We start from the raw sequence: 13,612 nt of genomic DNA, 5'->3' as shown, positions 1-13,612 counted from the left end.
GCACATCATCTTTGACCGTCCTCAATTTTTATTCCATCAAAATAGCTCGCTATTACTCAAAAATAAAAATCTGTGGTAGTTCAAATCTGACACACATTTTGAACTTTCGAGACGAAAATTTATGAATTATTCAGGTTAGAAGATGTAAAAAGAATACTCCCGAATTAAAGTATTTTGTTTCAACTTTTGCAGTACTATTTTTCTGAACATATGAAGAATGCACTTTTTTCCCCAACAAATCATAGATATGTAACTGAAAATCTATATGAAATTCATTTTCTATATAAAAAAATCCTTGATTGGCAGGATTGGGAAAGATACTGATTTTGTATTCAAACTGAAAAATGCTTTCAGTATTAAGAATGTATTCGTAAATTTCACCCAAAGCATTCTGGTCCAAACCATTTATGGCAACTAAATCATAGTAAACTGAATCTTCGAAAACATTAGTAATTATTATATTGTCTCTCACACCACCACCCATTCCTGAACCTATAAGAGTAACATTATCAAAATGATGATACATAAATGGAGATACTGAATTCGTACACCCTAAATCGCCTGCATAGATTGTAATATTATTTGAATAAGACAGCAACAAAGGTTTTACAATAGTATCAAAGTTTGTTGATCCGGGATAATGACTTGCGTAGTTTATTTCAACAGCTTGATACTCATTCGTTGGGCTCCACCATATTAGTTCGTGCATAAAAATAAATATATTATCTACGAAAGCATGGTTACTATCCAAAGTATTCTCCAGAAATTCTAATTGATTCCCACTTATGTTCCATGAGTTTAATCCGGGAGTTAGCACTATAAATAAATCATCCTTATGAAGGAAACTATAATAATAATTACCAAATCGGCTTGTAAACTCTGAGCCCATATCATGATTTCCAGCTGCTATATATATTGGCATATTTAACTTATCAATATCTTCCTGCGCAGCATCCCAATATTCTGCGGTCCCGAAAACAACAACATCGCCAGTAAAAATACCAAAGTTCATATTCGAGAAACTATTCAAATAAGGGAAAAAATCGACAAAAGGGTAATGTAAGCCAAGATGAGGCGAGTTTGGATTTCCATATGTATGACCCGCCGCAAAAAAAGAATAAATAGCCGTATCTTCCTGTGCATTTATATTTTGGCAAACTAAGAATAGAAAAACGTATATAAGAATTCTCTTCATTTATATTAAATAAAAACAATAATTTACTTCGTTGTTTTGCCACCCATTGCTGTAAAAATACTGTCGATTGGCTCCCATAATTCTATCTTATTTCCTTCAGCATCCATAATATGAACAAATTTTCCATAATCGTATGTCTCAATGCTGTCGAGAATGCTAACACCATTATCTTTCAATTTCTTTACGAGTCCTTCAATATTTTGAACACGATAGTTTATCATAAATTCCTTTTTCGAAGGTTCAAAGTATTTGCTGTCATTTTTAAAAGGGCTCCATTGAAGATAATTTATATTTTGGGGTTGGTTGGCATTTCTGAATTCGAAACTTGAGCCCCATTCATTTACTTCAAGCCCCAAATTTTTTGCATACCACTCTTTCGTTTCGTCAGGATTTTCCAAAAAAAAGAAAATACCACCAATACCTGTTACTTTTGGAGTTGTATCGTTAGCTACGCTTGTTTCCTCGGCTTTGTTTTTTAAATCTTTCATATCTTTTTTCTCACAATTTGGAGTATTACAACTTCAATAATTTTCAATATTACTGCTAATATTGTAATTCTTATCATGCAAAATTTTACTTCATTTCACTTCTCTCGATAAAAGAAAACCTAAACCAAAATTGGGAATATTACAATTAGAAGTTAAGCGTTGAAATAACTAATTAAATGCTAATCAATCAAAATCTATCAGATTTATTATTACGAAAATATTGTAAAAACAAAAAAATATGATTTACCAAACCAAACTCTTCTCCTTTTGCTTAGGTTTTATTTGAGGGAATTTCAGAATATTCCCATTTTCAATTTTACTATTTAGAGTTTGTAGTGTCTTTTTGCTCGTTTCCAAACAGTTTAAAATATTCGATTTAGAATCTTCAAAAATATTTTTCATATCCGAAAACAATCCATGATAGTAATTAATTCCTTCATTCAAATTTTTCAAAAATGACAAAAAATATTTTTCTTGTTGGATTGTCAAAGACGATTTAGTCTCTTCAATTTTATCTGTGAGAAAATCTATGTAGATTTTCAATTCTTTAATAAACATATTTGGGCGATCGTTTCTTGTAATCATATTAGCTCTTCCATAAATATGATCGGTGATTTGCTTCAGACTCATTATTTTTGAAAAGTAAGCTATATTTGGTCCGGGACAAACTGAAACTCCCACTCCTTCATTCTTTGTATCAATATTGTTTTCAACTAAGGCCGAGGTTCCTAAGCCTACGCATATACATGATTTGTCAATAATTTCTGCATATTTTTTGAGATAAGCACTTTGAGAAAGCCCTTCTTCTTTTAGTTCCTCCAATTTCAATTTTTGATATTGATGCGAAGCTGTACAAATTGCTTTTTCAGTATAATCAGTATTCGAAATAAGATACCTTTTAGGGCAAGGGCTGCCAGGTTTTCCTTTTTCGGCCCAAGCCAATTTTTCTATATCTTTTGTGTTACCTTTCAAACTATTAAAAGGCACTCCCAGAGGGGAAATATTGCTTAAATACAAATCTTCTTCTTTAGCTTCTTTAAGCTGATTTCTAGTCTTTTCTTCAACAGTAGATACTTCAGGAACCAAAAGAAAAGGTGAACCCCAACCTACTGAATCGACCTGATAATGATCTAAAAGAAATTGATGCTCTTCGGCAGTACCTACACCACCCTGTGCAGTAATTTTTACAGCTAATTCATTTTTTGGGATTGAACGATTTTTAGTTGCTAAAGACTTTGTCAATACTTCAAAAACAGATTCTACAAGTTCTTTACGATGGTCTCTAAATTCAGCCAAAATAGGACCTAACAAAAATCCTTCTGTAGCAAAAGCATGCCCACCGCAATTTAATCCGGACTCGATTCTATATTCTGAAATCCAAATTCCTTTTTTAGCCAAAAATTTACCTTGAATCAAAGCCGACCTGTAGTCACTGACTTTCAGAACAATTTTCTTTTTGATTTCTCCATTTTCGTTTGGGAAAAAATCATCGAATTGCTCTAAATATCCATATAAACGAGGATTCATTCCTGCCGAAAGTACCAATGACGAATGCAAATCGCTGTTGGCAAAACCTCGAAGTGCAGCGTGAGCATCATTATATTCAATAGGAAGCTTTTCGTTTTTACTGTAATTATCCTTATCAATTTTGGTCATAATGTTTACATCTATACTGCCCATCGATAAGTTTTCTTTTATCCAGCTTTTTATATCGTTTACATTAAAATATTTTGTCGAAAAGCTTTTAAATTCCTGATTGATAGATGAACTATCGGGTAGCATATTAAAATACTCCTTCAGTTCATTGCCTTTTTCATGAATAGTATTTTTAAACTCGTCGAACTTTTTTTCTGCTAAGTGATTAATTAAGTTCAGATATGAAGTTATTCTTTTGGCTCTGAAGTCCTTAGTTTTTTTTGAAATTTCCTGATATGGAATCTCAAATTTTTCGCAATATACTTTTCTTATTCTTTCAAGAAGTATATCGTCAACAATCGAAATTACAGAATCTATTCCAAATTGAGAAACTTTAAGGGGAGTATCAATTGTAAATCCAATTCCCATAACCGGAATATGAAATGAATGAGTTTTAAACATTATTCTTTTTTTTAATTCTATTTTAAATAAAGATTTTTTATGAAAAGCTAAACACAATAATTTATTTGCGAAACTACTACTATAGCTTTTTCATTGATGCAGAAACAATTTGGAATAGAACAATTTGCTACATATTTTGACAAAAATATTTTGATCTTACTAAATATTCTGTCTCTAACTATCTTGTTCTTTTTTAGAGAACCATTTTTTCTTCGATTTTTTCTTTTCAATTACTGCTTCTCCTTGCTTTTCTGCCCCATAACCTGCTTTCACAAGTGCTTTTTCAATATCTTCGGCAGTGGTTTTGTCTGTTCTATATCGGATAGTAACTATTTTCGAATCAATACAGGCATTTACAGATTTTACTCCTTTCGTAAAAGACATGTCTTTTTCGATTTTGCTTTTGCATGAATTGCATTTAACATCGGATTTGAATTTAATTACAGCTACCTCTTTTGAATTTTGTGCAACAGAATGTTGAATAATCAACATACTAATAATCAATATAATAAATCTCAATTTTTTCATAATCATATTCTCTAATATTTCAATAAATTCTAATAAACAAACTACAAAAGTACAATATTTATTCGTTAATATTAAAACGCAATCCCAAGTAAAATTTTCTACCCATCAAAGGTCCCCATGCCAAAGAGGAATCAAAGTACTCTCCGAAAGGATTGTTTGCAGCAATAATAGGGTTTTCCTGAGTGAAATCTGTAAGATTCTCAACACCTAAATATATATTCCATTGTTTGAAATACTTTGTTATTTGTGCATTCATTATGCTATATGCCGGAAAATTATCGCCAATTTGATACTCTGTGGGCAAACTTTCGGTATTTGGCAATCGTCCGTCTCCGTTGATTTGCAATGTGTAGTCAAACTGCCATTTTTTCAATTCTGTCATATACGACATTGTTAATAATCCTTTGTATCTATTTACTAATGGCTTGCTAATTAGTTCGTTATTAATTGTAGATTTTACATCGGTAATCCTAAAAGCAGTCAAAACATCTAAATGATTTATTGGCTCGAATAAAATTTCGATTTGCCCACTATTTGAGAACGACTCTCCATTTAAATTATAAAAATAGACATGAGAAATATCTTTATCCATATCAACAATCAATTGATTTTCAAAATTGGTTCTGTAAAATTCTATATTTACTGAAACTTCTTTCGATTTAATTAAGAAGGTTTGATTGAGTGAAATTCCATAATTCCATGCTTCTTCCTGCTTAATTTCCTCCAAAACGGAGATTGTTCTTGAACTTGCAAGAAGGTAGCTGTTTTCAGCAAAAATATTTGGAGTTCTGTAGCCTTTTCCGATAGAACTTCTCAAAATAGTATTTGCAAAAAGATTATATTTGAAATGAAAACGAGGTGTAATAAAACCTCCAAACATATTATGATAGTCATATCGCATTCCTGCCATTATTGTTAACTTTTCCGGAATTGCATATGTATATTCAAAATAGGCACCGGGAATTTTTTCCGTTCTAAGATAAAGACTATCAATAGCTAAACTTGAGCTTTCGAGAGATTCTTCAAAATCATCGTAAACCAAACTTAAACCAGTTTTGTATGTATGGAAAGTATTCCACAAATAGCTACTAAACAACAAATTAAGATAATAAGACTTTTGCTCACCTTCATAATCTTTAAGTCCGAAAAATGAATTTTGATTATAATAAGAATAGGACTGAATCATAGCTAAGCTTGTCTTAGAACGAGAAAATATATATCCTCCTTTATGAAATATTTCCATATATTTTGAATCTATGCCAATTCCATAAGCATTATTTGTATCTCTATTAAGGTCAGGGTCGAAGGAAATCTGTCCGCCTTGTCGTTTTTCTTCCAAATATTTAACTCCAAATTGGGTAATAATATTTTTATTTGAGTTGTATTTCCATCTATTGACAAAGTTTATCTGTTCGAGCATAGGTTGATCTAAAAACAAGTCATTGTTGAAATCGTGCTTTAAACCATTTTGTTCTGCATGAGCCAAAATCATAGTGCTCCACTTATCGTTCAGTTCAACCCTAGCATTGAAATTGCCCTCAGTTTTGCCCTTGTCGTTAGCTAATGCATTTAGATACAACCACTCACCTTTATCAGGCTTTTTGTATTCTACATTTATTTGTCCGGTAATGGATTCAAATCCATTTTCAACCGATGCAGTCCCTTTCGAAACCTGAATAGATTCCATCCAGGAACCCGGAATATATCCAAGACCAAACATTGATGATAAACCTCTGATAAAAGGAAATTTCTCTGTCATGATCTGACTATATTTTCCATCAAGCCCCAGAAGTTTTATTTGCTTAGCACCGGTAACTGCATCGCTATAAGCAACATCCACCGAAGCATTTGTTTCGAAACTCTCGCTCAAATTACAACATGCAGCTTTCATTAATTCTTCACCCATAATAAGCTGAGTATGAATTGGTTCTATTTTTGAAACAAAACTACTAAGCCTTCTCTCAACTATTTCTATAGATTTTAATTGATTATTCAACGACAAAATTATTTCAATTTCATTTTCTTGATTATCAATTTCAATAGTATCGGTTTCATAACCTATATAACTAATTACTAAGTTATTATTACCATTTTTAAGTTTCTCAATAGCAAAGTTTCCATTTTGGTCGCTCACGGTGCCTTGGGTTGTACCTTGCCAATAAATATTTACATTTATTAGCGGTTCATATTTTTCAATACCATTTGTACTATTCCGCTCTTTTACCACTCCTTTTAATTTTGCAGATTGGGAAAAAATCCTATCTACATTTATAATCATAATTAACATTAAGATTATTAATACTTTATATATCGTTTTCATATTTATTTTTTTACTATTTATCAAATCACAATTTTAAAATAATTAATTTATTATTTGTGATATTATTTTGTTTTTGGCTAAAGCCATATTAATGCATTACTTTTTTATGAAATAAATAAAATTATCCCAAAATTGTACAGTGTTTAAACTGAAATGAAAAATGAAAGCTATTCAGAAATTCTCAAAGAATTATTCTGCTGGTCAGCAGTAAAATCGGGATTTTTACTAAAGTCAGTTTTTCATTAAAATCAACTTTTCTTGCAAAAATATTTGTATCAAAAGTTTTACTAAATAAATAACAAAATTGCACAATTGCATTATTGTAGCTTATTTTAGACGTACTTTTGTTTATAAAAGGCGATTGAATAGAAAAATATTTTGATTCCTCTGTGCAGCTATTTTCATCATCTTGATTTTTTGTGTAGCAATCTTCTTTGCAAACATTTTCGTTTTGGTTTTGTAAATTCTCCTTATTAACATCACTGAATAGTTCAATTGATATGGAATCTCCACAACAACTGCCACAATTTTGATATACGAGCTCAAATCCTAAAACCGAGAACATAAAAGTAATCGCTGTCAGATATACAAGAATATTTTTCAAGTACTGTTTCATTTTGCAAAATTATTCCAAAAACCTAAGTAAATCGTTGTTATTATACAACTTAACAAAAATTTAACAATATCAGTTTAAGAATTATTTAAAATTGTTCATGAACTGTGAAAAATTTCAATCATTTCCCGTCTTTCCGACAAAATAGAGAATATTAAAATTAAGAGCTTAAATTCACATAATTTTTTTTTAAATGAAAAAAAGGAATAAATTTGAACGGTTTGAAATTTTGATTTATTTTTCTACTAAATTCTAAAAATGGAGATATTAAAATTAGTGTTTAATGTTCTTGAAATTGCATTATATGTTTATCTTGCTTTTGCTGCTGTATATATTTTTATTTTTGCTTTTGCAGGAATTTTTGGATATAAACAAAAAAAATCTAAAACTACTAAACTTAGGAAATACGCCGTCTTGATACCCGGATACAAAGAAGATTCGGTAATTATTGATGTTGCCAAAGACGCATTAAATCAGAACTATCCAAGCGAAAAATTTGATGTAGTTATAATAGCAGATTCCTTTAAACAAGAAACTTTAGATGAACTGAAAAAGCTCAAAATCAAACTTGTAGAAGTTTCATTTGAGGTTAGCACAAAATCGAAAGCATTGAATAAAGCTATGCAAACTATTGGCGATGACTACGATGTAGCTGTAATTTTAGATGCCGACAATTTAATGGAAAAAGAATTTCTGAACAAAGTTAACAATGCATTCGACAATGGTTTTGAAGTAGTTCAAGGACATCGGGTTGCAAAAAATGTGAATACATCATTTGCCATTTTAGATGCTATAAGCGAGGAAGTTAATAATCATATTTTCAGAAAAGGTCATAGAGTTCTTGGATTATCATCAGCGCTTATTGGTTCAGGAATGGCTTTCGATTATGCTTTCTTCAAAAATACTATGGCAGAAGTTAAGGCAGTTGGAGGCTTCGATAAAGAGTTAGAATTGAAGCTTTTAAGAAATAAAACCAAAATCGAATATATTAATGAAGCTCTGGTTTACGACGAAAAAGTACAGAAATCAGAAGTTTTTGCAAATCAACGCCGCCGTTGGCTTTCGGCTCAATTTGTATATTTCCGGAGATTCTTTTTCGCAGGTTTGTTTCATTTGTTTTTTAAAGGGAATATCGACTTTTTCGACAAAGTATATCAAATGGTACAACCACCAAGAGTTTTACTATTAGGCGGAACTGCGATAATCACAATATTTTATGGAATAATTAAAATTATCAATATTGAAATTCTGAATTCATGGTTTTATTACAATGTTTGTGAGTGGCTACTTGTTTTCACTATTGTTTTTGTTGCCTTTATTTTTTCGATTCCTCGAAAATTCTGGAACAAAAATACACTGATTGCAGTTTTGACATTACCAAAAGCATTTTTTATTATGGGACTATCGCTCCTAAAACTTCGTGGAGCAAACAAAAAATTCATCCACACTACGCATGGAACTGAAGATTGATTTTGAAATATGAATGTCTAAAAAAGCTGATTTTTATTGAAAAAATGAATAATTTGTAAAAAATTGTATCTTTATGATTGTTTATGTTAGTGAATTTGATTGTTATTAATTGTTAAATTATTGGTTATTAGAAAAGTATAATTAAAGAAAAAACATGAAAATAGGAATAGAAGGACAACGACTTTTCAGGGAGAAAAAACACGGAATGGACATGGTTGCCCTTGAACTTATCAGAGAACTACAATTGATTGATAAAAAAAACGAATACGTAATTTTTGTAAAACCAGATATAGACAAAAGCTGCCTTCAAGAAACCGAAAACTTCAAAATAGTTGAACTTAGTGGTGGCCCCTACCCTACTTGGGAGCAATTTGCACTACCAAAAGCAGCTATGAAAGAAAAGTGCGATATCTTGCATTGCACCAGCAACACTGCTCCTAACAAAATAAATATTCCACTTATAGTTACTCTTCACGACATTATATATATGGAGAAAAGCTATTTTGGTATTTTAACTGATAAAGGGACTTCTTACCAAAAATTTGGAAATGTATATCGCCGATGGTATGTACCAAAAATTGTTAAAAACTGCGATATTCTCATCACTGTATCAAATTTTGAAAAGAAAAGAATTTCTGATTTTTTCCAATTAAAAGAAAACAAACTTCATGCAATTTATAATGGAGTTAGCAGGCATTTTAAACAAGTTACAGTTCAGAGCGAACTAAGCAGAGTAAAAAGTCAATACAAATTACCAGACGATTTTTTCTTTTTCCTCGGAAATACCGACCCTAAAAAAAACACAAAAGGAGTTTTGAAAGCCTATTCCGATTTTAGAAAAAAATCTACTGACGATTACAAATTAGTAATGTTAGATTACGATGAAGAAGAATTAATGAAACTCCTTGCTGAAATTGGCGACAAAGCTTTACGAGAACACATAATTTTAACCGGATATGTTATAAATACCGACCTTCCGGCAATTTATTCATTGTGCAATATATTCTTATATCCCTCGCTAAGAGAAAGTTTTGGAATACCAATGCTCGAAGCCATGCGATGTGGTGTTCCCGTTATCACTTCAAATACCTCTTCGATGCCCGAAGTATCAGGTGACGGAGCTTTATTTGTCGATCCATATAAACCTGCCGAAATAACTGAAGCAATATTTAAAATTCAAGGAGACAACGAATTCAGAGATATTCTAATAGAAAAAGGCCTGAAAAGATCCGAAAAATTCTCATGGAAAAATATGGCAATAGATGTTCTTAAATTATACGAAAACTTTGCATAAAAAAAATTAAGTCATGATAAAAAATAGGGATATTGTAGTTGTAGGAATCCAAGCCTGGGATATAGAAATTGGTAGTAATTGCAAAAACATTGCAATTGAAATGTCTAAACACAATAGGGTTTTGTATATTAATAATCCTATAAACAGGCTTGACTATTACAAAAATAAAAATGCAAAACATATTGCAAGGAGAATTGAGATAATCAAAGGTAAAAAAGAGCCCATTTCAAAAGTAATGGATCAACTTTGGGAATTTAATCCGCCCACTATAGTCGAGCCCGTAAATAGTGTTTCCAGCAAATGTATTTTTGATTTTTTCAATAAAATAAATTCAAAACGCTTTGCAAAACAAGTCAATTCTGCAATTAAGAGTTTAAATTTCAAAAACTATATTTTATTCAACGACAGTTCTATGTTTTTGGGCTCTCATCTTGATAAATATCTCGAATACGATTCACATATTTATTATATTAGAGACAATTTGGTAAATAGCCCATTTCCGTTTTGGAATACACATGGGAAAAGAATGGAGGCAATTATCATAAAAAAAGCAGATGTAGTTGTAACAAATTCGCTTTACTATTCTGAATATTCCCAGGAATTCAACCCCGACAGTTATATGGTTGGACAAGGTTGCGATGTTTCTTTGTTCGATTATAAAGAACGACAAATTGACATTGCAGAGGAATTGACTACAATCAAAAAACCTATAATCGGATATGTTGGTAGTATAGCCAGTATTCGATTAGATATTAAATTGTTAGAGCATATTGCAAAAACAAAAAAAGAATGGCAAATGGTTTTGGTTGGCCCTGAAGACGATGCCTTTAAAAAATCGGAATTGCACTCGATGCCAAATGTACACTTTTTAGGCTCAAAACCTGGCGATCAGCTTCCTAATTTTATTAAAGGATTTGATGTATGCCTTAATCCTCAAATTTTAAATATTACCACTGTTGGAAACTATCCCAGAAAAATTGACGAATATCTTGCAATGGGAAAACCGGTAGTAGCAACACAAACCAAAGCTATGGAATATTTTGCCGACTGGGTTTATCTTGGTGTAACAAAAGAAGACTACATTGAATTGATTCAAAAAGCCATAGATGAGCACACTCCTGAAATTGCCGAAAAAAGAAGAGAATATGCACTAACACATTCCTGGGAAAATAATGTAAACGAAATATGGAGTGCATTAGATAAAGTAAAAAAATAATATTTAACTATATAATTTAAACTATCATGTTAGAAGGAAAACCAAAACTAAAAAAGTTTCTCCATTATTTAATGGTTCACAGCTATGCTACGCGTCCAAGACTGTGGTTTAGAATACTTGCCTACCCATTTATGATAAAAAAAGGTAAAGGAGCGATAATAAAACGAAAAGCCAGATTAGATTTAATTCCAGGGAAAAAGTTCAAAATTGGTTATCGCACAATTATCGAAGACTACGCAATCATAAATAATGGTATGGGAGATATCATAATTGGCGACAGATGTGGCGTAACTTCAAGAGTGAAACTCGTAGGACCTGTAACACTTGGAAACATGGTAACAATTGGAAGTGGAGCACAAATTACAGGACTTACTCACAATTTCGAAGATGCTTCTGTACCGATTAAAGAACAGGGAGTAATGCCAAATCGGACAGTTGTTGCAGATGACGTTTGGATAGGCGGGAACTCTGTTGTTATTCAAGGACTTAAAATTGGTACACATAGCATAATTGCCTCAGGAAGCGTAGTAACAAGAGATGTTCCTCCATTCTCTGTAGTTGCCGGAAATCCTGCACGTATTATCAAACAATATAATCATGAAACAGGGGAATGGGAACGTCCGAAATCGAAAAAATAATTGATATTTAATTAGAAAAATTCTTTTTACAGATGGTGATGAATTCAATTAATTATGATGTATTTGGCATAAATAATTTTATATTCTCCTAACTGTTTATATGAGAAAAAAGCAAATAGTTCTTAGGAAAGAGAACTTAGATATTATTAAAATTTTGAACCTTTATTTATAATAAAATACACAAAACTTAACATGTTTTATAGATCAATTCAAGACAAAACTGATAGCTTAAGCTATTTATCTAATTGCTTAGTTTCATTGTTTTGAACTAGTTTATAAATTTAATCAAATTAAAATGAAAACAGTAGAGATATTTTTTTGGCTATTTTTATTCATAATCTTTTATTCCTATCTCGGATATGGCATTCTGCTATATATTATTATAAAAATACGACGAATATTTGGAATTCATAAGCCATTCAAGGGAAATGAAAATTACGAACCTGAAGTTACATTATTCGTTGCCGCCTACAACGAAAAGGATTATGTTGACGAAAAAATAAAAAACTCCTTCGAGATGGATTATCCACAAGAAAAAGTGAAACATGTGTGGGTAACCGATGGTTCAGATGATGGAACTCCTGATTTGTTAAGAAAATATGAAGGAGTTGAAGTGCACCATCAAGATGCAAGAGCCGGAAAAATTGGAGCAATGAACAGAGGAATGGATTTTGTGAAAACTCCAATTGTAATATTCTCTGATGGAAATACACAACTTGGCAAAGAATCTATTCGCGAGATAGTTAATTTATTTGCCAATCCGAAAGTAGGTTGCGTTTCGGGCGAAAAAAGAATTTTTAGCAACGAGACTGATGCTGCCGCCGGAGCAGGTGAAGGTATTTATTGGAAATACGAATCGACACTTAAAAAATGGGATGCCGAACTTTATTCTGTAGTTGGTGCTGCCGGTGAGCTTTTTGCAATTCGAACCGAATTGTTTCAACATGTCGAGCCGGACACTTTATTAGACGATTTTATTGTTTCGCTGCGTGTAGCAAAAAAAGGCTACACCATACAGTACAACCCAAATGCCTATGCAATTGAAACAGCTTCGGCAAATGTTAAAGAGGAATTAAAACGAAAGGTTAGAATTTCTGCAGGAGGTATTCAGTCAATTATCAGGCTAAAAGAATTGCTAAATCCGTTTAAATATGGCGTTTTATCATTTCAATACATTTCACATCGTGTACTGCGATGGACATTAGCACCTATAGGATTGTTATTATTAATCCCTCTAAATTTTTTGCTTGCAAATAATATTGGCGGCTTAAATAACTTAAACTTATATTCCTTTTTATTCTACGGCCAAATCGTATTTTATATTGCAGCTTTGCTTGGCTGGTTTTTAGAACATCGGAAAATTAAGGTTAAAATTCTGTTTATCCCCTATTATTTTTTCATTATGAATCTTTCGGTATATCTTGGTTTTGCAAGGTTTATGAAAGGCAAACAATCAGTAAAATGGGAAAGAGCTAAGAGAGGCTAATTAATTGTTTTAACAAAATTGTTATCCTAAATACTTGCTATTTAGAGACAGTAAAAATTAGACAAAAGACCGTAGATTATAAATGGGCATAATGATATTGAAATGCCAAAGGCACTATATAGTGGTTCTAAGAAAACAGTTCAAAATTAAAAACATCTCTTTTTGCGATATTTCTATTTTTTTCATTTGTCTAATACAAAAGCATTTACTGCATGAAGAAAATAGAAATATCATCAAAAATAAATTGTTTTATAAAAATTGCCTGTT

11 protein-coding genes are annotated in these 13,612 nt (G+C 31.4%); 5 read left to right on the top strand and 6 right to left on the bottom strand.

Annotated elements, in window-relative coordinates; translation table 11 throughout:
• Positions 1 to 130: 130 nt before the first annotated feature.
• The 6 genes from HN894_02980 to HN894_02955 all read right to left on the bottom strand — a co-directional run bounded on the left by HN894_02980 (position 131) and on the right by HN894_02955 (position 7,244).
• The gene (locus tag HN894_02980; GenBank protein ID MBT7142277.1) at positions 131 to 1,195 is read right to left on the bottom strand and encodes a T9SS type A sorting domain-containing protein; all 1,065 of its coding nucleotides are present in this window, start codon (positions 1,193 to 1,195) and stop codon (positions 131 to 133) included.
• A gap of 23 nt (positions 1,196 to 1,218) precedes the next feature.
• Complete coding sequence (locus HN894_02975; protein ID MBT7142276.1) at positions 1,219 to 1,683, bottom strand: VOC family protein; 465 nt, start codon at positions 1,681 to 1,683, stop codon at positions 1,219 to 1,221.
• 243 nt (positions 1,684 to 1,926) lie between these two features.
• A complete protein-coding gene (locus HN894_02970; protein ID MBT7142275.1) occupies positions 1,927 to 3,780 on the bottom strand; it encodes a hypothetical protein in 1,854 nt (617 codons plus the stop codon).
• A 174-nt stretch (positions 3,781 to 3,954) separates the two neighbouring features.
• Positions 3,955 to 4,308, bottom strand: a complete 354-nt coding sequence (locus HN894_02965) for a cation transporter (protein MBT7142274.1) — start codon at positions 4,306 to 4,308, stop codon at positions 3,955 to 3,957.
• Between the two features lie 58 nt (positions 4,309 to 4,366).
• A complete protein-coding gene (locus HN894_02960) occupies positions 4,367 to 6,628 on the bottom strand; it encodes a TonB-dependent receptor (GenBank protein ID MBT7142273.1) in 2,262 nt (753 codons plus the stop codon).
• Positions 6,629 to 6,809: 181 nt separating this feature from the next.
• A complete protein-coding gene (locus tag HN894_02955) occupies positions 6,810 to 7,244 on the bottom strand; it encodes a hypothetical protein (protein MBT7142272.1) in 435 nt (144 codons plus the stop codon).
• A gap of 255 nt (positions 7,245 to 7,499) precedes the next feature.
• On the opposite strand from HN894_02955, the gene HN894_02950 reads away from it, so the two are divergent.
• From HN894_02950 to HN894_02930, 5 genes are all read left to right on the top strand, one after another.
• Complete coding sequence (locus tag HN894_02950) at positions 7,500 to 8,711, top strand: glycosyltransferase (GenBank protein ID MBT7142271.1); 1,212 nt, start codon at positions 7,500 to 7,502, stop codon at positions 8,709 to 8,711.
• 154 nt (positions 8,712 to 8,865) lie between these two features.
• Positions 8,866 to 10,005: a glycosyltransferase family 4 protein gene (locus HN894_02945; protein ID MBT7142270.1), complete on the top strand. Its 1,140-nt coding sequence runs from the start codon at positions 8,866 to 8,868 to the stop codon at positions 10,003 to 10,005.
• A gap of 13 nt (positions 10,006 to 10,018) precedes the next feature.
• A complete protein-coding gene (locus HN894_02940; protein MBT7142269.1) occupies positions 10,019 to 11,221 on the top strand; it encodes a glycosyltransferase in 1,203 nt (400 codons plus the stop codon).
• 26 nt (positions 11,222 to 11,247) lie between these two features.
• Positions 11,248 to 11,859: an acyltransferase gene (locus HN894_02935; protein MBT7142268.1), complete on the top strand. Its 612-nt coding sequence runs from the start codon at positions 11,248 to 11,250 to the stop codon at positions 11,857 to 11,859.
• Between the two features lie 295 nt (positions 11,860 to 12,154).
• Complete coding sequence (locus tag HN894_02930; protein MBT7142267.1) at positions 12,155 to 13,345, top strand: glycosyltransferase family 2 protein; 1,191 nt, start codon at positions 12,155 to 12,157, stop codon at positions 13,343 to 13,345.
• The last annotated feature ends 267 nt before the right edge of the window (positions 13,346 to 13,612 follow it).

It is taken from the genome of Bacteroidota bacterium (genome assembly GCA_018692315.1).
Classification (GTDB): Bacteria; Bacteroidota; Bacteroidia; order Bacteroidales; family JABHKC01; genus JABHKC01.
The sequence above is the reverse complement of the archived record's forward strand: the minus strand, read 5'-3'. Positions and strand labels throughout refer to the sequence as shown.

Excerpts from the sequence above, each read along its gene's own strand:
- HN894_02955 (MBT7142272.1), bottom strand. The coding sequence starts at position 7,244 with ATGAAACAGTACTTGAAAAATATTCTTGTATATCTGACAGCGATTACT.
- HN894_02935 (MBT7142268.1), top strand. The coding sequence starts at position 11,248 with ATGTTAGAAGGAAAACCAAAACTAAAAAAGTTTCTCCATTATTTAATG.
- HN894_02980 (MBT7142277.1), bottom strand. The coding sequence starts at position 1,195 with ATGAAGAGAATTCTTATATACGTTTTTCTATTCTTAGTTTGCCAAAAT.
- HN894_02970 (MBT7142275.1), bottom strand. The coding sequence starts at position 3,780 with ATGTTTAAAACTCATTCATTTCATATTCCGGTTATGGGAATTGGATTT.
- HN894_02960 (MBT7142273.1), bottom strand. The coding sequence starts at position 6,628 with ATGAAAACGATATATAAAGTATTAATAATCTTAATGTTAATTATGATT.
- HN894_02930 (MBT7142267.1), top strand. The coding sequence starts at position 12,155 with ATGAAAACAGTAGAGATATTTTTTTGGCTATTTTTATTCATAATCTTT.
- HN894_02945 (MBT7142270.1), top strand. The coding sequence starts at position 8,866 with ATGAAAATAGGAATAGAAGGACAACGACTTTTCAGGGAGAAAAAACAC.
- HN894_02940 (MBT7142269.1), top strand. The coding sequence starts at position 10,019 with ATGATAAAAAATAGGGATATTGTAGTTGTAGGAATCCAAGCCTGGGAT.
- HN894_02965 (MBT7142274.1), bottom strand. The coding sequence starts at position 4,308 with ATGAAAAAATTGAGATTTATTATATTGATTATTAGTATGTTGATTATT.
- HN894_02975 (MBT7142276.1), bottom strand. The coding sequence starts at position 1,683 with ATGAAAGATTTAAAAAACAAAGCCGAGGAAACAAGCGTAGCTAACGAT.
- HN894_02950 (MBT7142271.1), top strand. The coding sequence starts at position 7,500 with ATGGAGATATTAAAATTAGTGTTTAATGTTCTTGAAATTGCATTATAT.